The sequence below is a fragment of the Ruminococcus sp. RTP21359st1_H3_RTP21359_211015 genome (genome assembly GCF_040909065.1).
Classification (GTDB): domain Bacteria; phylum Bacillota; class Clostridia; order Oscillospirales; family Ruminococcaceae; genus Hominimerdicola; species Hominimerdicola aceti.
Window position 1 is genome coordinate 38,332 of record NZ_JBDGDD010000002.1, and the last position, 24,876, is coordinate 63,207.

At 42.4% G+C, this 24,876-nt stretch carries 18 protein-coding genes and 1 CRISPR repeat array; of the genes, 13 read left to right on the plus strand and 5 right to left on the minus strand.

The annotated features are described in order from the left end of the window. Positions 1 to 105: 105 nt before the first annotated feature. Positions 106 to 930 (minus strand): A24 family peptidase, encoded by an 825-nt coding sequence (locus AB5Z01_RS00965; protein WP_022286802.1) that lies wholly within the window; start codon positions 928 to 930, stop codon positions 106 to 108. A gap of 159 nt (positions 931 to 1,089) precedes the next feature. On the opposite strand from AB5Z01_RS00965, the gene AB5Z01_RS00970 reads away from it, so the two are divergent. Together AB5Z01_RS00970 and AB5Z01_RS00975 are read left to right on the plus strand one after the other, a co-directional pair. Next, complete coding sequence (locus AB5Z01_RS00970) at positions 1,090 to 2,769, plus strand: GspE/PulE family protein (RefSeq protein ID WP_195220296.1); 1,680 nt, start codon at positions 1,090 to 1,092, stop codon at positions 2,767 to 2,769. Positions 2,770 to 2,796: 27 nt separating this feature from the next. Further along, positions 2,797 to 3,867 carry a type IV pilus twitching motility protein PilT gene (locus AB5Z01_RS00975; protein WP_022286804.1) on the plus strand — a complete coding sequence of 357 codons (1,071 nt, stop codon included), beginning with the start codon at positions 2,797 to 2,799 and terminating at the stop codon, positions 3,865 to 3,867. 67 nt (positions 3,868 to 3,934) lie between these two features. Here AB5Z01_RS00975 and AB5Z01_RS00980 read toward each other — a convergent pair whose 3' ends face one another. The 4 genes from AB5Z01_RS00980 to AB5Z01_RS00995 form a co-directional block, all read right to left on the minus strand. Beyond that, positions 3,935 to 4,816, minus strand: coding sequence for a DMT family transporter (locus AB5Z01_RS00980; RefSeq protein WP_117958128.1), 882 nt, complete (start codon positions 4,814 to 4,816; stop codon positions 3,935 to 3,937). Beyond that, on the minus strand, positions 4,806 to 5,210 hold the full coding sequence (locus tag AB5Z01_RS00985) for a DUF3783 domain-containing protein (RefSeq protein WP_195220298.1): 405 nt from the start codon (positions 5,208 to 5,210) through the stop codon (positions 4,806 to 4,808). Before AB5Z01_RS00985 ends, AB5Z01_RS00980 begins: the two co-directional genes overlap by 11 nt. 157 nt (positions 5,211 to 5,367) lie before the next feature. Continuing rightward, the gene (gene yicI, locus AB5Z01_RS00990) at positions 5,368 to 7,710 is read right to left on the minus strand and encodes an alpha-xylosidase (protein ID WP_287216162.1); all 2,343 of its coding nucleotides are present in this window, start codon (positions 7,708 to 7,710) and stop codon (positions 5,368 to 5,370) included. 348 nt (positions 7,711 to 8,058) lie between these two features. Beyond that, entirely contained in the window at positions 8,059 to 9,306 is a 1,248-nt protein-coding gene (locus AB5Z01_RS00995) for a CapA family protein (RefSeq protein ID WP_287216164.1), read from the minus strand. Between the two features lie 263 nt (positions 9,307 to 9,569). On the opposite strand from AB5Z01_RS00995, the gene cas3 reads away from it, so the two are divergent. The 11 genes from cas3 to AB5Z01_RS01050 all read left to right on the plus strand — a co-directional run bounded on the left by cas3 (position 9,570) and on the right by AB5Z01_RS01050 (position 24,875). Continuing rightward, on the plus strand, positions 9,570 to 11,774 hold the full coding sequence (gene cas3 / locus AB5Z01_RS01000; RefSeq protein WP_195220302.1) for a CRISPR-associated helicase Cas3': 2,205 nt from the start codon (positions 9,570 to 9,572) through the stop codon (positions 11,772 to 11,774). Between the two features lie 306 nt (positions 11,775 to 12,080). After that, on the plus strand, positions 12,081 to 12,800 hold the full coding sequence (gene cas5c, locus AB5Z01_RS01005) for a type I-C CRISPR-associated protein Cas5c (RefSeq protein WP_332009051.1): 720 nt from the start codon (positions 12,081 to 12,083) through the stop codon (positions 12,798 to 12,800). After that, the gene (gene cas8c, locus AB5Z01_RS01010; RefSeq protein ID WP_332009050.1) at positions 12,794 to 14,635 is read left to right on the plus strand and encodes a type I-C CRISPR-associated protein Cas8c/Csd1; all 1,842 of its coding nucleotides are present in this window, start codon (positions 12,794 to 12,796) and stop codon (positions 14,633 to 14,635) included. Before cas5c ends, cas8c begins: the two co-directional genes overlap by 7 nt. A 17-nt stretch (positions 14,636 to 14,652) precedes the next feature. Next, positions 14,653 to 15,519: a type I-C CRISPR-associated protein Cas7/Csd2 gene (cas7c, locus tag AB5Z01_RS01015; protein WP_287216167.1), complete on the plus strand. Its 867-nt coding sequence runs from the start codon at positions 14,653 to 14,655 to the stop codon at positions 15,517 to 15,519. Further along, a complete protein-coding gene (cas4, locus tag AB5Z01_RS01020) occupies positions 15,519 to 16,199 on the plus strand; it encodes a CRISPR-associated protein Cas4 (protein ID WP_287216168.1) in 681 nt (226 codons plus the stop codon). The genes cas7c and cas4 overlap by 1 nt, the downstream gene beginning before the upstream one ends. Then, entirely contained in the window at positions 16,192 to 17,214 is a 1,023-nt protein-coding gene (gene cas1c, locus AB5Z01_RS01025; RefSeq protein ID WP_287216169.1) for a type I-C CRISPR-associated endonuclease Cas1c, read from the plus strand. The genes cas4 and cas1c overlap by 8 nt, the downstream gene beginning before the upstream one ends. A gap of 11 nt (positions 17,215 to 17,225) precedes the next feature. Then, positions 17,226 to 17,516: a CRISPR-associated endonuclease Cas2 gene (gene cas2 / locus AB5Z01_RS01030; protein ID WP_041337298.1), complete on the plus strand. Its 291-nt coding sequence runs from the start codon at positions 17,226 to 17,228 to the stop codon at positions 17,514 to 17,516. A 159-nt stretch (positions 17,517 to 17,675) separates the two neighbouring features. Then, positions 17,676 to 19,875: direct repeats of the CRISPR family, unit length 32 nt; unit sequence GTCACGCTCCACGTGAGCGTGTGAGTTGAAAT. A gap of 209 nt (positions 19,876 to 20,084) precedes the next feature. Beyond that, positions 20,085 to 21,119, plus strand: a complete 1,035-nt coding sequence (locus AB5Z01_RS01035; protein WP_117904362.1) for a hypothetical protein — start codon at positions 20,085 to 20,087, stop codon at positions 21,117 to 21,119. A gap of 421 nt (positions 21,120 to 21,540) precedes the next feature. Continuing rightward, on the plus strand, positions 21,541 to 22,794 hold the full coding sequence (gene rlmD, locus AB5Z01_RS01040; protein WP_368365210.1) for a 23S rRNA (uracil(1939)-C(5))-methyltransferase RlmD: 1,254 nt from the start codon (positions 21,541 to 21,543) through the stop codon (positions 22,792 to 22,794). Continuing rightward, on the plus strand, positions 22,763 to 23,701 hold the full coding sequence (locus tag AB5Z01_RS01045; RefSeq protein WP_022286930.1) for a MoxR family ATPase: 939 nt from the start codon (positions 22,763 to 22,765) through the stop codon (positions 23,699 to 23,701). The genes rlmD and AB5Z01_RS01045 overlap by 32 nt, the downstream gene beginning before the upstream one ends. Positions 23,702 to 23,714: 13 nt before the next feature. Next, the gene (locus AB5Z01_RS01050; RefSeq protein WP_287216386.1) at positions 23,715 to 24,875 is read left to right on the plus strand and encodes a DUF58 domain-containing protein; all 1,161 of its coding nucleotides are present in this window, start codon (positions 23,715 to 23,717) and stop codon (positions 24,873 to 24,875) included. The last annotated feature ends 1 nt before the right edge of the window (position 24,876 follow it).

The following is a 24,876-nucleotide window of genomic DNA, read 5'->3' on the forward strand; positions in this document are numbered from 1 at the left end:
TTATTGTACAGCCTTGCTGAAAAAATCCCCTTAACAGAAAACTTCTATTAAGAGGATTTTTTGAGCAAAAAAATTCCGCAGTATCAAACTGCGGAATTTGTGCAATTATCTTATTATCAGCATTGCTTCGTTCATCATCTCGTTAAGACCAGTAAAGTCCATGTACCATGAACCGATCTGCTCTGAGTACAAAGCTGCAACAGCAATTCCTATGGAGAGATATGGACCAAATGCAAATACTGAATCACCGCTGCGGTGCTTCTGGATAAGTCCACCGATCGAGCCTGTTATCAGTCCGATAAGAAGCGCTACCAAAGCACCCTGCATTCCGAGAAACAACCCTGCTGCTGCCATGAGATATACATCTCCCATGCCCATTGCTTTCTCATGTGTGATAAGACAAATAATAAGCAAAGGCACGCTCACAATGAAAAATCCGATCAAGTGTGATTTAAGCGTAAGTCCCGTCTGATCTTTGCAGAAGATGTATTCCGCAACACCAAGCAAACCTATGAATATCACCACATATGTGTTGATAAGCTGAGTGTCCCAGTCCATGAAGAATACAACGATAAGAGCAGAGAATAACAGACAGACAAGTGCTGCACGAAGCGGATTGAAAATTCCATTAAAATGGTAGAATACCCATAAGTAGAGCAGTGCGTTCAGCGTTTCAACTATAGTGTATCTTGCCGATATCTTTGCACCGCAGCTTCGACACTTTCCACGAAGTATGCACCAGCTTACTATCGGTATTAGGTCACGCCGTTTGATCGGCTCACCGCAGGTCATACAGTGAGAATTTCGCTTGATAAGACTTTCATTTTTCGGCAATCGGTATATGCAGACGTTAAGAAAACTGCCTATGCATGCTCCGAAGATGAACACAAATACATAAATGATTATGTATGATAAGGTTAAATTATCCACAGTGATCCTCCTTTGGATTCATTAGTTAATATATTAATTTTATCATACTTTCATGAAGATTACAATAGATAATATGATTTTTTTGCGGTTTTTGCACCGCAGCAGACGTTTCCGCAGCGTCGGATCCCTAAATCAATGCGGAGGATTGGAGTAATATATATGAGAAACGGCCCTATCGGTCAGTATCTGGTACAGAAAGGTCTTATAACTGAAGAACAGCTTCAGGAAGTCCTTGCCAAACAGAAGGAGCAAAAGGGAAGACTTTTTGGTGATGTCATTATTGACATGAAGCTCGTTACCGATGTTCAGTTCTGTCAGGTTCTCGCCGAGCGACTGAATGTGTCTTATATCGACCTTGATAATACAGAGCTTATGCCTGATATAGTCAAGAAGATACCGGAGGCAACTGCAAGAAAGTATAACGTCATCGCAGTCAGCAAAATAGGCAAGCGTATGACCGTTGCAACTAATGACCCTATCAACTTCTATATTTTCGAGGATCTCCGTGTTATCACAGGCTGCAGCATAACACCTGTCCTTGCCACAAAGTCATCTATCAACCGTGCAATCGGTAAGATGTACTCAGAAGGTCAGGTTAACTCCGTTGTTGACGAAGCTACAAAGCAAAAAGAGGAAGAGCTTAACCTTGAAGAACTCAAGGATATCTCCGAGGAGAGAATCGAGAACGCTCCTATCGTTAAACTTGCTACCGCTATCGTCGAGAACGCCCAGCGTCAGGACGCAACGGATATACATATCGAGCCATTCAAGGATAAAACCGTTATCCGTATCCGTGTAAACGGCGACCTTATTGAGCTTATGACTCTTTCAGCCGCACTTCATACTTCGCTTGTTACCCGTTTCAAGATCTTGAGCGGCATGAATATCGCAGAAAAGCGTATCCCGCAGGACGGCCGTATGTCACAGGTCGTTGACGGCACAACTCTCGACCTCCGTGTATCTAACCTTCCAATGGTGTACGGTGAGAAAGTCGTTCTCCGTATCCTTGCAACAGGTGATATGTCACTGAGAAAAATTACCGACCTGGGTATGACAGATTATAACTATAAGAGATTTGAGGCGTGCCTGAAAGTGCCGCAGGGAGTTGTCCTTGTAACAGGCCCTACAGGTTCAGGTAAATCTACCACGCTTTACGCCGCACTTGGCGAAATATCTAAACCAAGCAACAACGTTATCACTGTCGAAGACCCAGTCGAGAAAAAGATCGATGGCGTAAACCAGTGCCAGATAAACGAAAAGGCAGGCATGACATTTGGTGCAGCACTTCGTTCTATCCTCCGTCAGGACCCTGACATCATAATGGTCGGAGAAATGCGTGATACCGAAACTGCTGAGATCGCTATCCGTGCCGCTATTACAGGACACCTTGTTCTGTCAACACTTCATACCAATGACGCCGCTTCTACTGTAACAAGACTTGTGGATATGGGCGTTGAGGCATACATGGTCGCAACCTCACTTATCGGTATCGTTGCTCAGCGTCTTACAAAGGTGCTTTGCCCTGAGTGCAAAAAGCCTAGAATGTCAACTGAGGAAGAAAATGAGCTTATGGGTCTTGACCATTCAGTACAGGTGTATGACCCATGTGGCTGTCCAAAGTGCAATAACACAGGATATAAGGGAAGAACCGCTATCCATGAGATCCTTCTCGCAACACCGTCTATGCAGGCTCTTATCACAAGGGGAGCAAAAGCTGACGAAATTCAGGAGCTTGCAAAGAAAGAGGGCTGTCACCTGCTTCGTGACAACGTTTCAGAGCTTGTTCAGCAAGGCAAGACCTCAATGGACGAACTTATCCGTGTAACATATGCTGTATAAAAAAGAAATATATGGAGGTAAATTCTAATGGCAATCGACATTAACAAAATTCTTGATGAAGCAAGAGCCCTTGGCTGTTCCGACCTGCACTTCACCGTAGGTATTCCGCCGATAGTTAGACAGGGCGGTAACCTGAGAAAGCTTTCCTCATATCCTGATATGACCGAGATCGAAATTCTCAAAATATGCGAGGATATGTGTACAGATAAGCAGCGTCAGTCTATCAAAGACCATATTGATACCGACTTTACATATGTATCTTCAAGAGGTTTCCGTCACCGTGTAAACGTGTATCGTCAGAGAGGAAACACGGCCATCGCTCTCCGTCTTTTGAGAAACGATATCCCGACCCTTACCGACCTTGACCTGCCACCTATCCTTGCAGAGTTCTCAATGAGACCTCGTGGACTTGTGCTTGTAACAGGCCCTACAGGTTCCGGTAAGTCAACAACTCTTGCCGCAATGATCGACCATGTAAATATCCATAAATCAGCTCATATCATCACTATTGAGGACCCTATCGAGTATATGCACGCTCATAAGAGATGTATGGTAAACCAGAGAGAGATCGGCCCTGACGTACCGAGCTTCTCACTTGCTCTCCGTGCTGCTCTCCGTGAGGACCCGGACATTATCCTCGTAGGAGAAATGCGTGACTTCGAGACTATCGAAGCTGCTGTTACCGCCGCTGAAACAGGACATCTTGTTATGAGTACACTTCATACAACGTCCGCACCGTCAACTATCGACCGTATCATCGACGTTTTCCCTGCTCACCAGCAGCATCAGATCAGAACTCAGCTTGCTTCCGTTCTTGTAGGTATCTGTACTCAGACACTTTGCCGTACATTTGATGGCACAAGCCGTGTAGCTTGCTGTGAGATTCTTAATGCAACAGACTCTATCAAAGCTATGATCCGTGACGATAAGGTGCATCTTATCGGTTCAGCTATGCAGACAGGTAAAGCAACAGGAATGCAGACCATGGATCAGGAGCTTGCAAAGCTCGTTCGTTCGAGAACGATCTCCATGGACGTTGCGCTTGAAAAGTGCGTAAACCCACAGGATCTCAAGAGATTTATCGCAGGCGGAGCTTAAACTACAATATTAATAATAAAGAGCGTTTTTACTTTCTTGGTAAAAACGCTCTTTTTGTATGTTTTTTTCAGCCCTTGACCTCGCTGTCATTGTGCCATACGTTGTTGTAAAGAAAAACAAGCACAGCCATTGCAATGATAATGAAATATCCAAGAAAGCTCCAGCCATCAGGAATATCTCCAAAAAGGAAATATCCCAAAATCGTGGTAAAAATCAACTGCGAGTAATCATAAACCGATATCTCCCTTGCAGGAGCGTGAGTGTAAGCCGCAGTTATAGCGAACTGTCCGCCTGCCGCACCTGCGCCAGCTCCCAATAAACAAAGTATTTGGAAAATCGTCATAGGGTGGAAATCTAATATTAGAAATGGCAGGGTGAACAAGCAGGAAAATCCCGAGAAGTATGCAACTATCACCGCACCATTTACTCCATGCTGTCCTAAGTATCTTACGCAAGCGTAAGCAAGTCCCGCTCCCATTCCTCCTAGAAAACCGATAAGGGCAGGGAAGAAGTCCACATTCTGAAAACTCGGCTTGATGATAAACAAGCTTCCTATAAATGCACAAATTACAGTGAAGCCCTGAAAGAAAGTCAACCGCTCTTTAAGGAAAATAAAAGAGAAAATGATAACGAAAAACGGTGACATTTTGTTTAGCATGGAAGCGTCAGACAGCACAAGATGATCTATGGCATAAAAGTTTCCAAGCATTCCTAGCGTGCCAGCAAGCGCCCTCACAAAAATGACCGCATTGTTTTTTTTGCCCTCAATGTGAAAGCGTATGTGATTTTTCTTTAGCACTCCAATAGCGAAAAACAACGCCACAAAGTTTCTGAAAAAGGTCTTTTGCACCGTCGGTAAGTCTCCCGAAAGCCGCACAAATGCGAACATGAATGCAAACGAAAAAGCCGACAGAATAATGTAAATAATAGCCTTGTATTTACTTTTCATCTCTGTCACCTCCGTTCATGTAAATGTGTTCACGCCTCAGCTCTTTTATAAGCTCGCCCACCTTCCACTTTTGATTATGCATTGTGACCATTGCTTTTAACTTCACCGTAGCTTCTTTTTCCCTGAGCTTTTTCAGTATAGGGTCAAGTGACCTGCCGTCAATGCCCGAAAAAATAAGACATTCGTCAGCAATATCCTCTCCCACTTTCTCAGACCTGACAAAGCCCTTGAAACCGCAAAGATATCCAACCTGCTGTCCCATTATCTCATTGTCAAAGAAAACAGCCTCCGCATTTTCGCTTTTAGCAATATCTTCAATGATATCACGCTTTTGCGAACTGATATTTATGCCGATTATCTTTTTCGGTATAGCACTTCTTATTCTTGACTTCATAAAATTACTCCTCAAATCGTACTATCTATATTATACCCCGATCTCATATTTTCTTCAAGAGCAAATATACAGAATTTTTACCCTCATTTGCCCCGATTTTATGTGTGAACGCAAAAAAATCGCCCCGATCTCTCGGAGCGATAGTTTTATTTAGTCATTAGAGTTCAATGATGACCTTGCCGCTGAAGTTAGGAGCAATTTCAACAGTCTTGTCTGTGTTAGCCACAGCGATCTTGAAGCTTGCCTTTGTGTCAGTGTATTCGCACTCGATCTTGTTACCGTGTCTTGTAGCTGTCAGCTCGAATACCTTGTTTGCCTCAGTGTCATAAATAGGGCAAACTGCACTCTTGCCGTCCTCAAGCTCGTAGATAGTGAATGTTGTGCCCTCAAGATAATCATACTCTATCTGTCTTTCAAAGTTGCCATATGCAATAATGCTGTTTGGCTTAGCAAGAGCAGGGATCTCAAAGTATGAGCATTTGTGCTTATACCACTTGCCGCCCTCAAGAACCTTGCCGGTGATAATATCTGTCCACTTGCCCTCTGGAACATAGTATTCAGCGATACCCTCGTCATTAAGGATAGGAGCAACAAGAATGTTGTCGCCGAACATATACTGTCTGTCAAGCGTCAGGCAAGTTGGGTCGTCAGCATAGTCGATGACCATTGCTCTCATTACAGGTACGCCGACCTCGTGTGTCTTGATAGCCTGAGCCCACAGATAAGGCATGAGCTTGCCCTTGAGCTTTGTGAAGAAGCGCAGAACGTCGCAGGATTCCTCATCAAAGAGCCATGGCACTCTGTATGACTGGTTACCATGTAGTCTTGAATGTGATGAGAACATACCGAACGCAGCCCATCTCTTGTAAATGTCAGGTGTAGCAGTAGCTTCAAAGCCTGCCATGTCATGTGAAGTGTAGCCGAAGCCTGAGATACAAAGTGACAGACAGCCTCTTACAACCTCAGCCATTGAGTTGTAGTTGCCTGAGCAATCTCCGCCCCAGTGAACAGGGAACTTCTGACCGCCTGCTGTAGCAGAACGAGCAAACAAGCAAGCCTTGTTCTCTCCAAAATATTCTTTCAGTACGTTGAATACGCACTCGTTGTAAAGATATGTGTAGAAGTTGTGCATCTTGATAGGGTCAGAGCCGTCATAGTAAACAACATCTCTTGTAGGTATTCTCTCACCAAAGTCTGTCTTGAATGTGTCAACACCCATTTCGCAGAGCTTTCTCAGATATCCTGCATACCACTTGCAAGCCTCAGGATTAGTGAAGTCAACAATAGCCATACCAGGCTGCCACTCGTCGCACTGGAATACAGAGCCGTCAGTTTTCTTGATGAAGTAACCGTTCTTCATACCTTCGTCAAAGAGCTTTGAACGCTGACCAACATATGGGTTGATCCATACGCAAGTTTTCAGACCCTTGTTCTCGTGAAGTCTCTTGAGCATTGCAGGTGGGTCAGGAAACTGTGACTTGTCCCACTCAAAGTTACACCACTCAAAGCCCTTCATCCAGAAGCAGTCAAAGTGGAATACCTGAAGAGGAATATCTCTCTCAGCCATGCCATCGATAAATGATGTGATAGTCTCCTCATCATATGTTGTTGTAAATGAAGTTGTAAGCCACAGACCAAATGAGAATGCAGGCGGCAGTGAAGGCTTGCCTGTAAGGTCAGTGTATCCCTTGAGTACGTCAGTGAGGTTAGCACCGCCGAATACATAGTATTCAAGGCTCTCACCTGGAACTGTCATGGATACCTTAGAAACAGTGTCAGAGCAAACCTCATATGAAACCTTGTCAGTGCTGTTTACAAATACACCGTAGCCCTTTGAAGAAAGATAGAATGGGATTGACTTGTAAGACTGATCGGAACAAGTGCCTCCGTCAGCGTTCCAAATCTCAACGTTCTGACCGTTCTTTGTGAATGTTGTGAATTTCTCGCCGAAACCGTAGAAATATTCGCCAACAGAAGTGTCAAACTGCTCTCTGATGTATGTTCTTGTAGGATCGGCAGGGTAGCTCCAGAATGTGTCGTCGAGCTGTGTCTGAAGTCTTGCCTGCTGCTTGTAAGCATTCTCGAAAATAACGCCTGTCGATCTCCAGCCACCGCTTGTGAGTTTCTTATCCTTATAATAGTATGTGAAGCTCCAGTTTTCCTTAGAAACAACGAGCTTTGTGTCGCCTGTAACAAGTACGGCTTCCTTGTCTGTAACAGTTACCTGTGGCTTGAAGCCCTTGTCCTCGAGAACAAAGTGCGGACCATTGTCAACATGACCCTTGTGGTGTGTGATGCTTACCTTTACGCAGTTCTCCTGAGTTGAAGTGTAGGCGATCTCAAGGTTTGCACTTCCGAGCATCATAGCTCTGTTGTATACAACGAAAGGTGTTGCCACAACGAGGAATCCGTTTTCAATCTCTTCGATCTCGAAAGCCTGATTTGCATAGTTTACTTCGTAGCCTCTCTGGTTGAGCCAGAAACCGTCAGCAAATTTCATGTAATAAACCCTCCTGTAAATTTAAAGTAGTTTTCAGAATATAAAAAAATGAAAATTTTATCGGGAAGTCCGTTTCTCCCCCTTTATGTATATTTTATAGCATATTTGCCTAAATTGCAATAGTAAAAAAGTGATATGTGCAAGTATTTTAATGGATTGAGCATATTTTAAAGTAAACATTTCATGAATTGATATTTACATTATATAAATTTATTAAGATATATGTAAACCTTTACACAATGCCCCAAAAAAAGCGGACGGCATAAAAGTCGTCCGCAGAAATATCATATTCTTTATCAACTTTGCAAACGGAACGTCGAGAGCGCCGCCCCCTACATATTGCCCCGACTACTCAATACTAAGAAATTCATCAGGTATGTAAGACAAGCATTGCTTCACGCTCTCACGAGTGAAGCCCTCTACATAATTCTTGGCAAACAGCTCGTCAGTGTATTCCGCATAAGGATAAACAGTGCAGTTGTACCAATCGCCATAGTATGAATCACCCTCAAAGTGCGATATTATCGGTATCGCCTTAACGTTCTCGAATGTCACCTCATTGGTGTCAGGGTCCTTCACAACATTGAGCTTGCCAATAAGTCCCACAAGCGACTTTGTGTCATACATAGTCGAAATAAAGTTGCCCAAACCGTAGTAAACAAACGCCTGTCCGCCCTCAGGCTTGTCAAGATATCCGCAAGTGCTGATAGTGTGCGCCTGCGTGCCTATTATCAGGTCAGCACCCCACTCCACAAGCTTAGGCGTTATCTCCGTCTGCTGTTCGTTAAGCTCGTTCTGTATCTCTGTGCCGTAATGACATGAAACCACAACAACGTCCGCCATTTTGTCAGCCTCTTCTATCTGAGCCTTTATCTTGTCCTCTTCATCAAGATATATCACCTGAGCACCCTCACCGCTGAGATAATTACCATTTGTGTGCTCCATATATCCCAGAAAAGCAAATTTTATGCCGTTGACTTCCATGGTCTTGATAGTGTCAGCGTCCTCCTGCGAACGATAAGCACCGTAATGCACAATGCCCTTTGTGTCCCAGTAATCAAGAGAGCTTATAAGCCCCTCTTCACCCTGGTCGAGAACATGATTGTTTGACATAGAAACCACATTGAAGCCCATGTCAACTATTTTGTCGCCCACAGCAGTTGGCGATGCGAACATAGGATAGCTTTGTGGTTCAACGCTGTCTGTAACAAGCGTTTCCTGATTGATTATAGCCACATCAGTGCCTTCTATGTACTTTGTAACGTGTTCATAAGCCTGCGTGAAATCATATTTTTCACCACCGCCAAGCTTTAGCGCTTCATTATAAATGTTGTCGTGTATAAGGTTGTCGCCCACGCAAACCAGCGAGCAGGTGTAGCTTGGCTGTTCCTTTTCTTCTTCATTCACCTCGACCGCTTTTTTGCTGGAGCTGTCCTCAGTTTTTTTGACTTCCGCTTTGCTCTCGGTTTCGGTCACGGTCAAAGCGTTTCCGTCAAGCTTGCTCGTGTCAAGCTTACCGCATGATACAGCACTCAGCGACAACATCGCCGAAAGAGCCACTACTGTGATCTTATTGTATAAAAGTCTGTACTTCATATAAATTCCTCTCATAACATCTTAAAAAAATATAAATTTACTTATAGTTTAATTTTAACACATTTTTAAATAATAATCAAGTCATATTTTCAAAATGTCGAATGCTTTATGTTGACCTATATATTATAATGTATTATAATAAAAATATAACAATTTGTACAAATATTTGTTTATGTGTACAAAAATTTTCCCCACAAGTATTAAATTGTATGCTATAATAAATACACAGATAGATTTGTCTATCAAAAAAAGGAGAAATGACCATGGAATATTACGCACACACCCGTGAGGACGGTGAAAGGCAAACTGTAAAAGCCCACCTTATAGGCGTAAGCAAATTGGCGGAGGACTTTTCAGTAGATCTTTTGAAACCCCTTGCGAAAAAAGCGAGCCTGTATCACGATATAGGTAAGTATGCTCTTAACTTTCAGAAACGGCTTGATGATGACAAAGTAAAATTCAGCCATGCTGCCTGCGGAGCTATAGAGTATAAAACACTTGCAGATAAAAACGATTGTTTCGCACCCCTTATGGAGTATTGCATCGCAGGACACCACACAGGACTTATGGACGGCGGCACAGTCGCAGACAACTCTGACAGCCCGACTCTTAGCGGCACTTTAAAAAGAGAAAATGAATACACAGGCGAAAATGACTACAGCGCATACACTACTGAGATAAACTTTGCCACACTTACTCAGGAAGAAAGAACACCGCCGTATAATGAACTGCGTTCTGCAAAAGACCCCACCGAGCTTATCGAGCGTTACGCCTTTTTCACCAAGTACGTGTTCTCTTGCCTGACAGACGCAGACTTTCTCGATACCGAAAGATTTTGCAATAAAAATGTTGAACGTGGCATGAGCGGTGATTTTGAAAAGGCACTTGATAAACTGAACAGAGAATTAAGCAATATGCCGTCAGATAACCCGTTAAGGCAAGCAAGAAGCCGTATCCAGCAACAAGCTTTTGATAATTCGGTCAATAAAAGTCATATTTCAATTCTTGATATGCCAACAGGTAGCGGAAAAACCTTATGTAGTTTGAAACTAGCCTTAGAGAGCGGAAAGAAGAGAATCATATACGTCATACCTTACACAAGTATAATAGAACAGACCGCTAATAAGTTTGAAAAAATGTTCGGCGACGTTCTCCCTGTCCTACAGCACCATTCAAACTATTCCTATGACGGCGACACAGAGGAAGAAAAGAAAACCGCAGAAAAGCTCAAAAAGACCTGCGAAAATTGGGATGCACCACTTATAATCACCACAAGCGTGCAATTTTTCCAATCCATATACCATTATAAAGGCTCAGCACTGCGAAAGCTCCACAATCTCCGTGACAGCGTGATAGTTTTTGATGAAATACACCTTATTCCAACAGAACTTCTTCGCCCCTGCCTTAAAGCTGTGGGCTATATAACAAAGTATCTTAACAGCGAAGCCCTTTTTCTCTCCGCCACAATGCCCGATTATTCTAAGCTTTTTGATAAGTTCCTGCCTGATGTGAACTATAATAAGCTTGTTACCGACCGAACCAATTTTAAGTATTTCAAGAAATGCGAATATAAAGACATGGGCAAAACCACTCTTGAAACCATTGCAGAAAATGCCTCTAGGTGTAAAAATGCCCTGATCGTTGTGAATACCAAGAAAACAGCGGCAGAGCTTTACAATCTTGTTCAAGGTGAAAAATATCACCTTTCCGCCAATATGACCCCAGCCCACAGAAGTCGTGTCATAGAAGTAGTAAGAAATAAGCTTGAAAATGGCGAGCATATCACAGTAGTTTCAACTTCACTTGTAGAAGCAGGCGTTGACCTTGACTTTAACACAGTTTTCCGCCAGCTTTCAGGATTAGACAGTATTTTGCAGGCAGGGGGCAGATGTAATCGTGAGGGTAAAGATGACAAGGGCTATGTGTACGTTTTTGACATTGACGAAACATACCGCAAGGGAAGCGACCTTGCCATGAGAATTAACAAGACTAAAGGTTTGCTGGAAAAGTACCAAGACATAACTTCCTATGATTGTATTAAAGAATACTACGACGGCATTTTCGACTTCAACCAAAGTCGTATAGCTGAAAACTCTATTGCAAAATATAACGAACAAAGCAACTCATTCGACCGCCAAGGCTTAATGTTACCAAACAGCATACCATTCCGAAGCTATGCAATGCAGTTTGAATACATCTCCGCCGACACTATCTCTATCGTTATCGACGATCCTAACGACCAGACTTGCCATGAACTTGTTGAAACCTTGCGTAAGGGTGATATGTCAGTAAGAAGAGCATTGCAGAAATATTCAGTGTCCGTCTATATGAACGTTTTCAAGGATCTCTATTCTCAGGGTGTTCTCAAAGATCACGGTACAGGCATATTCATTCTTGAAAATCAAAGCTATTATAATAATGAAACAGGTTTGAACACCCAAGCCGCAATGCATGATTATTTCATCTAAAACAAATGGCAGGCTGCCACCAAGACAGTCTGCCACTTGCTGCATTCCATATCGTATCGAATACGAATATTTTTCAACTCACATATGCGTAAAGCATAGACAAGTATATTATACAAACATTATTTTAAAAAGTCAACTTTTTTATACCACAAACCATTGAACGTGGAATTGTGAAATATGCCTAAAATCCGACACTTTTTTTATACATGAAAACTATTGACATTTTATTCATAATGGTGTATCATATATGTAGAGCAAAAACAATGTATCTAATACTAATATAAGTTTAAAAGGAGTGATGTAAAAATGAGCTATGGTTTTAAGATCATCGTGACAGGTGACTACGCTTGCTTCTCAAAACCTGAAATGAAAGTTGAGAGGGTGAGTTACAACGTACCCACACCAAGCGCACTGGAGGGACTTATCAAATCAGTATATTGGAAGCCTGCCGTGCGCTATCAGATAAACAAAATAGTGGTGTTCAACCCTATCGAGTTTACCAATATCCGACGAAACGAGGTCAAAGATAAGCTGCTGTTATCATCAGTGAAACAGCAAATGAAAGGCGGAGGCTCAGCGGAGATGTACACCTCGGAGATACGAAGTCAGCGTGCGGCAATGGTGTTGAAAAATGTGAAATACGGTATCGAGTTCACGTTTGAGCGCACCTATCTTAAATCAGACCACCCAGACGAATCTGATGAGAAGCATTATAACATAATGCTCAGACGTCTCAGAAACGGCCAGCATTTCAGACAGCCATGCCTTGGCTGCCGTGAATTTGCAATAAAGAGTATTGAACTTGTTGACGACTTTGACCTTACACAGATAGCACCGCAAAATATGGGAGATAAAGACCTTGGCTTTATGCTTTACGGCATGAAGTTTGAGGACGGAGGCAAGCCTGTCAATAATGATTGGAATGACCCTAAGTTTTCTGACAAGGCCGACGCAGTTTACTACCGTCCGCATATGATAGACGGCGTTATCGACGTTGCAAAATACAGGGAGGAGATTAAATGCTGATAAAAGCCTTGTGCGATTACAGTGCTTTGCAGGAGAATAAAACTCCTGCAGGCTATTGTAAGCAAGCCATACACTTTGAAATTCTTCTTACCCCCGAGGGCAAGATAGACGCAATAAACGATTTGAGAGTACCCCGAATTATCCCTCTGAAAAATAAAAAGACAAAAATAGTCTATGATCCAGTAATGGAACAGCTTCCTGTAAGAACGCAGAAACCGGGCATAGACAAAAACACGATCGAACACAGACCACTATACATATTTGGTCTGAACTATGATAAAGGAACTTTGACCCCTACAGACGCTACCAACAAAGCGGCAAAATCACACAAATGCTTTTGCGAATGGAATGAGAAGTTCTTTGAGAATATCGACTCGCCTATTTGCAAAGCCTATCTTAACTTTATCCGTACATGGGAACCTGAGCAGGAGACCCAAAACCCACACCTTCTTGCCCTAGGCAAGGAGTATTCAAGCTCCTACTATGAGTTTGGACTTGACGGATCACCTGAAACTAAGCTTCACAATGACAGCAAATTCAAAGCCGCCTATGAGGATTATCTCGCCCAGCTTAACGCCGACAGCAACAGTGATGATACCGAACTATCCACCTGTTCCATTTTTGGTGAGAAGCTCCCGCAAGCCCGTATCCATGATAAAATAAAGGGTATCAAAGGTGGAATGTCCTCAGGCTGTGTCCTCGTTGGCATGAAAGAATCTGCCTTTGAATCCTATGGCAAGAAGCAGTCATATAACAGCAATGTTTCTGAGAAAGCCATGAAAATGTATACCTCTGCGTTTAATTCTCTGCTTGCTGACAGAAGCCATTACAAGACTTTTGACGACATGACAATAGTCTATTTCGCAATGAAGAAGAACGATGCAGAAGAATGCAATATGTTCGCCGGTATGTTCAGCGGATTTGAGGACGAATTAAATAAAACCGTTGTGACCGAAGCCGACCGAAACATAAACACTGTCATGACCCAGCTTAAACAGGGCAGGACAGCCGATATGCCTTATGACCCTAACGTAGAATTTTACGTTGCAGGCTTTACCCCAAACAGTTCAAGAATATCCCAGAAGTTCATCTTCCACGATAAGTTCGGCAGGATATTTGACAATGTACTCAAACATCAGCAGGATATCGCATTCACTGAGGGTCAGCGCCAAGTAAGCATTGAACGTATCAAGCGTGAGCTTATCTCACCAAAATCGTCCAAAGAAAAAGTTCCGTCACCTCTCACCGCCGCACTTTTTGAAGCAATACTCAAAGGCACAAGATACCCTGACGAACTGCTTTCCACAGTAATAACAAGGGTCAAGACCGACAGCGACGAGGAGAACAACCATTTTATAAAACTCAATGATACAAGGGCAGGCTTGATAAAAGGCTGCATAAACCGTAAACAAAATAAGGAGGAGATCAAAATGTCATTAGACCTTGAAAACAAAAATCAGGCTTATCTCTGCGGAAGACTTTTCGCAGTGCTTGAAAAGATCCAGCAGGACGCTTCAGGCGGAGGACTTAACAGAACAATTAAGGATTCATACTTTGCTTCTGCGTGCTCAAAGCCGTCAACAGTTTTTCCAAAGCTGTATAAGCTTTCACAAAACCATATCAAGAAGCTTTCAAGCCCAATATTCTATAACAAACTCTGCGGAGAGATACTTGACGGACTTGACGGCAAATTCCCGTCTACACTCTCCCTGGACGATCAGGGCAGATTTATTGTAGGTTATGCACAGCAGTACAGAGATCTTTACACAAAAAAGTCAAAAGATAAGCCGGAAGAAAATTCTGAAGTTAAACCTGAAGCAAAATCAGAAGAATAAAGAAAGGACGAAATATTATGGAAAACGCAATCAAGAACAGATATGAATTTGTAATGCTTTTTGACGTTGAGAACGGCAACCCAAACGGCGACCCTGACGCAGGCAATATGCCTAGAACAGACCCCGAAACAAGCCTCGGTATCGTTACAGACGTGTGCCTTAAGAGAAAGATAAGAAATTTTGTGGAGCTTACCAAAGAGGGCGAAGCAGGCTACAATATCCTTATCAAGGCAGACAAAGCCCTCAATACAAAGTTCACCGAAGCTTATAATACCCTTGGCCTTGCCACAAAGCAGAAAGGCAAGAATCCTGATGACGTTAAGCAGGCTCGTGACTATATCTGTCAGAACTACTTTGACGTAAGAACTTTCGGTGCAGTAATGAGTACAGGCGATGACCCGTGCGGCATTGTAAGAGGTCCTGTACAGCTCAACTTTGCAAGAAGTATCGACCCTGTTTTTGCTCAGGATATCACAATCACAAGACAGGCAAGAACAACAGAAGACAGACAGCAGAGCGGTGAGACCGAAATGGGCAAAAAGAGCATAATCCCATATGCTCTCTATCGTGGCGAGGGCTATGTTTCCGCAATGCTCGCTCAGAAGATAACAGGCTTTAGTGAGGACGACCTTGAGCTTCTTTGGACATCAATTATCAATATGTTCGAGCATGACAGAAGTGCCGCAAGAGGAAAGCTCTGTATGCGTAAGCTTATCGTGTTCAAGCATGACACCGCCCTGGGCAATGCCCCTGCACATATCCTCTTTGACAAGGTGTCAGTTAAGCTCAAAGACGGCGTGACAACTCCAAGACATTACTCAGACTATGATATCTCCATAGATAAGGATATGCCTGAGGGCGTTACCCTAATTGAAAAGCTCTGATGAGCGAAGATGTAACTATCAATATTCGTGACATACAGCATTATATGTATTGTCCACGCAGGTTTGCTCTTTTAGAAGTTAATGACGACTGGGCTGAAAACGCCTTTGTCGTCAAAGCAAACCTCCTCCATGAGAACGTCCACAGCGGCGAGCGCAACTTTGAAAATAAGCGTAAGATCGTCCGAAGTGACGTGTCAGTGTATAATGACGACCCTAAGTACAATATTTTCGGGGTTGTAGATTGTATCGAGTTCGTCCGTGACAAATGCGGCGACTATATAGATATCCTGGACGGCACATTCCGTGTGGAAATTGTGGAGTATAAACCCACCAGACCCAAAGCAGGGGAGTTCAATCAGACCGACGCTATACAAGTCTATGCGCAGAAGCTTTGCGTGGATAACGTGTTTCATTGCAATATCCGATGTTTTCTTTACTATGCAGATGTGCGCAGACGATCAGAATTGCCCTTTGATACTCAGGGCGCAGAGTATGATAAAATGCTTTGCGACTATCTTGGAAAAATGCGTGAGATACTTGCAGCGGATATTATCCCAAAGCGTGTAAAAGGTCAGAAATGTTCAGGCTGTTCACTGTCGGATATGTGCTTTCCAAAAGTGAAGAAATATAGCGTGAAAAATACGATTTTCTCCATGAACGGAGGCGAAAACAATGCGTAAACTGCTCAATTCACTTTATATTCTCGAAGAAACTGCCTACCTCACACTTGACGGCGAAAACATAGTGTGCAGGGCAGAGGACAGCGAGAAGTTCCGTGTGCCTTTTACTAATATCGAGGATATCTATATTTTCAGCTATTCGGGCTGTTCACCTGCGCTTATGGGCAAGTGTGCAGAGTATGGCATAGCCGTTAATTTTATTTCTCCTCAAGGTAAATTTCTCGCAAGAGTTCAGGGCAAAACGAAGGGCAACGTCTATCTGCGAAAAGAGCAGTTTGAGCTTTTTTCTACCCCTCAGCTCGACCTTATCAGGAATACTGTCGCCGCAAAGCTTTCAAATACACGTTATCTTATCAGACGTTCGCTCCACGATAACCCAGATATAAACAGTGACGGAGCGCTTACAGATTGTATAAAATATCTTGAAAACGGCATAAAGACCGTCTATGAAACTGCCGATAAAGATATCATCATGGGTATAGAGGGAAGCTGTGCAAAGGCATATTTTGATATATTTGACCGACTGATACTCCACCAAAAAGAAGATTTTTACCTTGCCAACCGCACCAAACGCCCACCCCTCGACAGAGTAAACGCCATGCTCTCGTTTCTGTATACTATCGCAATTTCATCATATACATCAGCCCTTGAAAGCGTAGGACTTGATAGCTGCCTCGGCTTTTACCACGCCCTACGTTCAGGCAGAAGCAGCCTGTCCTGCGACCTTGTTGAGGAAGTTCGTTGCGTGGTGGAGCGACTTGTGCTTACCATGATAAACTTGAAAATGATAAAGCACGAAGACTTTGAAACTCAGGTCAGTGGCGCAGTATACCTCTCCAAAGAGGGCAAGAAAAAAGTCCTCACCGCATGGCAGGAGCGTAAGCGCACAAGCATAGTCCACCCATATCTGGGCGAAAAGATACAGCAAGGGCTACTCCCATATGTGCAAAGCTCGCTTCTCGCAAAATATATCCGTGGCGAGCTAGATGAGTACCCGAACTATTTGCTGAAATAGAGGTGATATAAATGATGACCTTAGTAAGCTATGATGTATCAACAACAGATAATAAGGGTAAAACAAGGCTGAGAAAAGTGTCGAAAGAGTGTCAAAATTATGGTCAGCGAGTGCAGAACAGCGTGTTTGAAATAGACGTAGACTATGGCACTTTTCTGAAAGTGAAAGATAAACTTCTGAAAATAATAGACCCAAAGCATGATAGTCTGCGGATATATTACTTAGGCAACAATTGGAAGCATAGAGTAGAACACTACGGCACCAAAGAGACCTATGACCCTGAAGGCGTCCTAATATTTTGACCAGCGTACCCCAAGTGATTCACAAATCCCTAGTAAGTTCGCATGAAAATGCCATGCTATTTGTGAACGCACAGTGAACAAAATCAAACCGATACCCATTAAATAAAAAAATAAGTCCGCATCACGTTGAGCAAGCACCAGATATACACAACATCAAGTGTCACGCTCCACGTGAGCGTGTGAGTTGAAATCTGGGCGGTCTTTGCCATCATGTCCATATAGCCGGTCACGCTCCACGTGAGCGTGTGAGTTGAAATGGTCATAATCGCCAAAAAATAATGCACCGTAAATGTCACGCTCCACGTGAGCGTGTGAGTTGAAATGAAAAAGCATGGCGAACCACTGAAAATGAACTGGTCACGCTCCACGTGAGCGTGTGAGTTGAAATTGAAAACTGGCCTGTCGCAGCACCTGTGGCAAGAGTCACGCTCCACGTGAGCGTGTGAGTTGAAATACTGCTCACGCTCAGATGAGAAAGTTTGAACAGGTCACGCTCCACGTGAGCGTGTGAGTTGAAATGTTTTCAAAACGTTTCTCCCAGTGCCTATCCACCGTCACGCTCCACGTGAGCGTGTGAGTTGAAATTGCCAACGCAACTATCAACCTCATGCCTGCCTTGGTCACGCTCCACGTGAGCGTGTGAGTTGAAATTTATGGGTCTGAGGCGGCTGTTCTTATCGTTATGTCACGCTCCACGTGAGCGTGTGAGTTGAAATACGCATAAGGGTCTGAACTGAGCCTACTACCACGTCACGCTCCACGTGAGCGTGTGAGTTGAAATTTTCGGAACAATGATATGTTTCAGGGCTTCGCCGGTCACGCTCCACGTGAGCGTGTGAGTTGAAATCAACATTTGCCGCAAGTGCCGTTGTTACAGCTGCGTCACGCTCCACGTGAGCGTGTGAGTTGAAATGTAGTTGTCAACGTAGACGTGACACTTGCCCTTTGTCACGCTCCACGTGAGCGTGTGAGTTGAAATATGATACCCCTATTACAAACTATCCTGACGACTGTCACGCTCCACGTGAGCGTGTGAGTTGAAATATAGGGAAAAACTGCCATTATCGACCCGTTAGCGTCACGCTCCACGTGAGCGTGTGAGTTGAAATCAGTTCCCAACGGTCATAAGCGCCCAGCTCGTCAGGTCACGCTCCACGTGAGCGTGTGAGTTGAAATTGAAAACTGGCCTGTCGCAGCACCTGTGGCAAGAGTCACGCTCCACGTGAGCGTGTGAGTTGAAATACTGCTCACGCTCAGATGAGAAAGTTTGAACAGGTCACGCTCCACGTGAGCGTGTGAGTTGAAATGTTTGTTGACCTAAAAATTGTCTAATCTGTACAGTCACGCTCCACGTGAGCGTGTGAGTTGAAATGAAAATGGTTCTGTTGTCAAGATTTGTAAATACGTCACGCTCCACGTGAGCGTGTGAATTGAAATACCTAAATCAATTAAACTGTTTGCATTTTCTGTGTCACGCTCCACGTGAGCGTGTGAGTTGAAATTATTGCATTTGTTAGCGTTTTTGAAATTGTTCTGTCACGCTCCACGTGAGCGTGTGAGTTGAAATTCCGTCAATTGCAACGTGGCAACCGCAAAAATGGTCACGCTCCACGTGAGCGTGTGAGTTGAAATTCTCAACGTTTTATCAATCCCTTTAAAACATGAAGTCACGCTCCACGTGAGCGTGTGAGTTGAAATGATGATATATCTTTTAATCATTATGAAATATCTAGTCACGCTCCACGTGAGCGTGTGAGTTGAAATGATAATCTTTTACCAAAATTTTATAAGGTTCGTTAAGTCACGCTCCACGTGAGCGTGTGAGTTGAAATTAAAGTAACCTTTTATTTCCTGCTCACATACTGCGTCACGCTCCACGTGAGCGTGTGAGTTGAAATTTATGGATAAAGATTTTCTAAGATATGCCATAGGGTCACGCTCCACGTGAGCGTGTGAGTTGAAATATTTACCGCCAAAGTGGTAAATACTCACTAAAATGTCACGCTCCACGTGAGCGTGTGAGTTGAAATGCTAGTAGCCTTATAACTCAAAATAAAAGCATACGTCACGCTCCACGTGAGCGTGTGAGTTGAAATTTCCCACGTTGAGGAAATTTCATATTTTTCCCCCGTCACGCTCCACGTGAGCGTGTGAGTTGAAATAAAAAGTTCATGTCTAGCCCATGCCGTTATCCAGTCACGCTCCACGTGAGCGTGTGAGTTGAAATCTTAGTCATGATAATTCTCCTTTCCCTGCCTTGGTCACGCTCCACGTGAGCTTGTGAGTTGAAATCTGAGCTACTACGTGGCGCAGACCATAGAGAAGCAGTCACGCTCCACGTTAGAATATGGTTAGTAATCTGTATGTCACGGATATTAAGATGTGTTGTATATATTGTCTTTTCTTAAGTGTTGAATTTTTTACTATCGCATTGTGATATATCGTAATGAAAATATAATATTTTATTCAAATTTCTGCTTATGTGTACAAAAATTTTCCCCACAAATAAGATAATTAGTGCTATAATAGTCTTTAAAATAAAATGTTTTCATCAAGGAGGATAAAATAATGAGTTTGAAAGAATATGTAGCTTTGTTACCTACATTGGATAAGGATACTATATATACGAGTATCCTTATTTTTGTAGTTGTAAGTATTTTTAAACTGCTTCAAAAAACAATAATTTTGGATATGAACAAATGTGATCGTCAAGCTGACAAGGCTATTAAAAAAATTGTTGATCTAATAAAATTGTTAGATAATCCGGTTTTAGATTACAGCAAATTTTATGAAGCATATTTATTCGTTGATATTAAAGAAAGAAAAGAGTTAAAGGCTTATATAGATAATCACGAAAAAGAGAAAATTGGTGATTTTTTATATAAAAAATTAGCTGATTATGATTGTTATATCAGTAAATTAGGCGAAGATGATTTAGTTGATCCTTTTAACTTTGTAAAAGTGAACCAAAAGCTAAAAATAAAGGAAAAGATTTTATATCCTTTATTTTATACTTTTATTGCTTTTATAGTAATAATTCTCATTTTGGTTGTTTATGCCATCTCGGCAAAGTATGGTCCACTTGAGTGGTTAAGGTTTCTAAATATACTATGTGCTTTTATTTGGACTATAGCAATCATAATATATTTGTTTAAATATGATAAATTCTTTTTATCGTCAGTATTTATATTATTAATTGGTATTTTTAATATTGCGATATTTCTAGTCTATGGCTACATTCCTTATTTTTGCGACGTTCTTTTGTTCATTAGTAATGTATCATTGGTGTTAATATGTGTAAAAACAAAATCTGCTTGTAATCTTAAAGATGTAACTAGAAAAATGAATTTTAAATTTTATACAATACCAAAGAATATAATAAAAGATTTTGTAACTGAGCAAAATGCGTCTTTAATAAATAAAAAAGAAGTTAGGACATTTGCGTATCTGTATGACGGAAATGTGTGTGCTGTTTTTCAGGCTGTAAAAAAGGAAGAAAATATAGTTTTGAAAAATGTAATTACAAATGAAATTTTTGAAGATATTAAGAAAGAAAACAACACTGCTATCTGTAAAATTATGAAATCATATTTTAAAAAGTGAATTAATTTCCCGTCAATCTCCCCAATTCCCCCACCCCAAATTTGTGCAAACAAATGATTTATAATTTAATTTGGCAACATTTCTGCAATTGTTGCATTTTTTGTGCAACAAAATATCCACTTTTCGTGTATAAGTAGAAGAGGTTTCACCACAAATCGGAAACCTTGCGGAGCGACAGTGTATGAGGAAACATTTTGTCAACGTGAGTTAGGTGAACACGATGAGAAGTTCTGATCGCACAGAAAAGCACTTCCTGCACTCCGTCTGAAGCTTGAAAATTGAATATTTATACCGACACACCTTAGCTATACCCCATGAGCATACTGCTAAATTTAATTGTTATAACCGCCTTTGTTGACATTATTCATATAAAATGGTATACTTAAAATAAAATTTATACATAATGAAAAGAGTAAATGTGATGAATAAACATACCACTATCGATAAGTCAACAGGCGAGAAAAAATGTAGCTGCTTTAAACGTTGCGGCGGCTGTCAGTTGGATAAGGTCTACGCCCAGCAAATAGAATGGAAGCAGGCAAAAGCCGATAGAATGTTGAGTCGCTTTTGCAGACCTCAGCAGATAATAACTATGGACGACCCCTATAATTATCGCAATAAAGTCCAAACTGTCTATAAGGTCAATAGCTCAAAGCGTATCGTCTCAGGAGTATATCAGTCCTCTATCCATAGCATGGTAATAACTGACGATTGCTTTTTGGAGGATATAAGAGCACAGCAAATAGTCGCTACCCTTAAAGAGCTTATGGTTGACTTCCGTATCCTTCCATATAACGAGGAAAGTGATCAGGGTCTTCTTAAGCATACCCTTATCCGTACCTCCCAAACAACAGGCGAGGTAATGCTCGTGCTAGTTACAGCTACCCCCATATTTCCTGCAAAGAAAAATTTCGTTAAAGCTATCACGGAAAAACACCCGTATATAACCACTATCGTCCAAAACGTTAATAAAGGCAGAGTTCCTCTTACCTTGGGCGACCGTGATATTATAATGTACGGCAAAGGCTATATCACCGACGAGATGTGCGGCTGTAAATTCAGAATTTCACCTCATTCTTTCTATCAGGTAAACTCCGAGCAGACCGAAAAGCTCTATTCTAAAGCAGTTTCCTGCGCAGAGCTTAAAAAAGGCGATAAAGTTATCGACGCATATTGCGGAACAGGTACTATCGGTCTTATCGCCGCAAAAAGCGGTGCAGACGTGGCAGGCGTTGAGCTTAATGCCGAAGCCGTAAAGGACGCAGTTTCAAATGCCAAGCTCAATAAGCTTGACAATATCAGGTTTTATAATGAGGACGCAGGTGAGTTCATGACAAAGCTTGCGCAGGCAGGGGAGAGCTGTGATACAGTTTTCCTTGACCCTCCAAGAGCAGGCACAACAGAAGAATTTGTTGAAGCCTTGGGCAAACTCAGACCTGAAAAGATAGTCTACGTTTCCTGTAAAATAGAAACTCTCGAGCGTGATTTGAAGCTTCTTGCAAAAATAGGCTATAAAGCACAGCTTATCCAGCCCGTTGATATGTTCCCGCATACCACAGGTATCGAAAATGTGGTGCTTTTAAAAAGAAAAATGATATCGCTCACACCAAACAGAACACCTGATAAAAAGGGGGATAAAAAAATTGAACGAAAAGGTAAAACTTCTCACAGATAATATCGAAAAAGTTATCGTCGGCAAGACCGACTCTGTGCTTAAAATAATCACAGCCATGCTTTGCGGCGGTCATGTTCTTATCGAGGACGTGCCTGGAGTAGGCAAAACTCAGCTTGTATCAGCCCTTGCAAGGTCAGTGGACGGCAAATATAACCGTATCCAGCTTACCCCTGACGTTATGCCGTCCGATATCGTTGGCTTTTCTATGATAGACCAGAAAACTCATGAGCTTGAGTATAAAGAGGGTGTGGCAATGTGCAATTTCCTCTTGGCAGACGAAATAAACAGAGCCTCCCCAAAATCTCAGTCAAGCTTGCTTGAAGTCATGGAAGAACATCAGATATCCATTGACGGTAAAACTCATGAACTTCCATTGCCCTTTATGGTGCTTGCCACACAAAACCCTGTGGAAACTTACGGCACTTATCATTTGCCTGAAGCCCAAATGGATAGATTTCTTATGAAGATATCAATGGGCTATCCCTCATATGATGATGAGCTTGATATCATGTCAAGAGCCGAAAGATCAGGCTTTGCAAAGAATATCCAGCCTGTCATGACCCTTGAAAACGTCCGTGAGCTTATGGGCTACGCTGAAAATGTGACCGCAGAGCTTTCTGTGAGAAAATATATCCTGAGCCTTGTTACCGCAACAAGAAATTCAGATTATGTAAAGCTTGGCGTTTCTCCCCGTGGAAGTATCGCACTTCTCAAAGCTTCAAAAGCCTATGCCTTTGTTCAGGGCAGAGGATTTGTCATGCCAGATGATGTCAAGGCTGTTATGCCTGACGTTCTTGCACATAGACTTATGCTTTCTCCTAAAGGCAAATCCGCCTTTGAAAATGAAAGGAAAGCTCTTGAAAATATCGCTCTTACAGTAAAATCACCTGACGCAATAGAGAAATAGAGGATATGACCCCATGAAAAATCTTTTAGGTTATCTTACCTGCGTGGCGGTGGCGATACTGCTTAGAGTTTATATAAACGGAAGCGGCGGTACGCTTGTGCTTTATCTTTTAGCTATAGCTTTTGTGATATCTCTTGCGGCACTTCTCATTACCAAGTGTAAACTTGTGGCAGCCATAAAGCTTTCCACAGAAATAAGTGCAAAGAACGAGGAGTTTGACGCTGACATAATGCTTTTAAATGCAATACGCATTATTCCCTCTTGCGTTGTTGAGGTAACGGCAGAGTGTTCAGATAATATCGGTGCTGTAAGCCCACTTGAATTTAAAACTATCGTGGCAGGCGGCAGACAGCAAAGCGTCAGCGTTAAGCTGAAAACACGCTATGCAGGTCTTGGCACAGTGAAAATAAAAAGCATACGTTTGCATGACTATCTTGGAATAATCACCCTGCACCTTGACAGTTCACGTTATGAAAAAGCCGTGGGAAAAATAAAGATAATGCCGAATATCCCTGACACTGGCTCTCAAACAGAGCTTCTTAAAGCAACTTCCGAGAACGCTTCATTTGACGATAACGAAAGCGAATCAGATGAAAATGCACTTGGTCTTACAGGCGTTCCGGGCTATGACCACAGACAGTATGAGATAGGCGACCCGCTGAAAAGAATAAACTGGAAGCTTTCATCAAAGCGTGACGAGCTTATGGTGCGCCTTGATGAAAAGGTCACGGCTTCAAGTCAGGCGTTTTTCCTTGATATACCAAGCGAAAATCATGACCCTATGTTTGCTATGAATATTGATAATATAGTCGAAGCGAGCCTTGCAATGCTTTCAATGCTTATCATGGAGGGTTTTGAGAGTGAGTATAATTATTATCTTGACGGCTGGAAAAGCATGAAAATAAAGCAGGCAGGTGATATAATAGAGCTTCAAAACGATCTTGCGGCAATAGCACCATATCCGCAGGAAAAGCGTTTTGCCTTTTCTCATGAGATAGGCAAGACAGCTCCTATCTGCTTCACAGCCTGCATGGCGACTTCTCAGGGGGAATTTTCTTCTCTCATGGAAGAATTTAACGGCTCTTTTGTAGTGACACGTCTTAGCGGTCTTGATAAGCAGACAGAAAATATGTGGCTTGTAGACGAAACTTTCGAGTTTCGTAAAATGACATAGG

Bases quoted from the DNA above. Each gene is read 5' to 3' on its own strand.
- AB5Z01_RS01050 (WP_287216386.1), top strand. From the start codon at position 23,715: ATGAAAAATCTTTTAGGTTATCTTACCTGCGTGGCGGTGGCGATACTG.
- cas7c (WP_287216167.1), top strand. From the start codon at position 14,653: ATGGAAAACGCAATCAAGAACAGATATGAATTTGTAATGCTTTTTGAC.
- cas3 (WP_195220302.1), top strand. From the start codon at position 9,570: ATGGAATATTACGCACACACCCGTGAGGACGGTGAAAGGCAAACTGTA.
- cas8c (WP_332009050.1), top strand. From the start codon at position 12,794: ATGCTGATAAAAGCCTTGTGCGATTACAGTGCTTTGCAGGAGAATAAA.
- AB5Z01_RS00985 (WP_195220298.1), bottom strand. From the start codon at position 5,210: ATGAAGTCAAGAATAAGAAGTGCTATACCGAAAAAGATAATCGGCATA.
- rlmD (WP_368365210.1), top strand. From the start codon at position 21,541: ATGAATAAACATACCACTATCGATAAGTCAACAGGCGAGAAAAAATGT.
- cas1c (WP_287216169.1), top strand. From the start codon at position 16,192: ATGCGTAAACTGCTCAATTCACTTTATATTCTCGAAGAAACTGCCTAC.
- AB5Z01_RS01035 (WP_117904362.1), top strand. From the start codon at position 20,085: ATGAGTTTGAAAGAATATGTAGCTTTGTTACCTACATTGGATAAGGAT.
- cas2 (WP_041337298.1), top strand. From the start codon at position 17,226: ATGATGACCTTAGTAAGCTATGATGTATCAACAACAGATAATAAGGGT.
- AB5Z01_RS00975 (WP_022286804.1), top strand. From the start codon at position 2,797: ATGGCAATCGACATTAACAAAATTCTTGATGAAGCAAGAGCCCTTGGC.
- AB5Z01_RS00980 (WP_117958128.1), bottom strand. From the start codon at position 4,816: ATGAAAAGTAAATACAAGGCTATTATTTACATTATTCTGTCGGCTTTT.
- AB5Z01_RS00995 (WP_287216164.1), bottom strand. From the start codon at position 9,306: ATGAAGTACAGACTTTTATACAATAAGATCACAGTAGTGGCTCTTTCG.
- cas4 (WP_287216168.1), top strand. From the start codon at position 15,519: ATGAGCGAAGATGTAACTATCAATATTCGTGACATACAGCATTATATG.
- cas5c (WP_332009051.1), top strand. From the start codon at position 12,081: ATGAGCTATGGTTTTAAGATCATCGTGACAGGTGACTACGCTTGCTTC.
- yicI (WP_287216162.1), bottom strand. From the start codon at position 7,710: ATGAAATTTGCTGACGGTTTCTGGCTCAACCAGAGAGGCTACGAAGTA.
- AB5Z01_RS00970 (WP_195220296.1), top strand. From the start codon at position 1,090: ATGAGAAACGGCCCTATCGGTCAGTATCTGGTACAGAAAGGTCTTATA.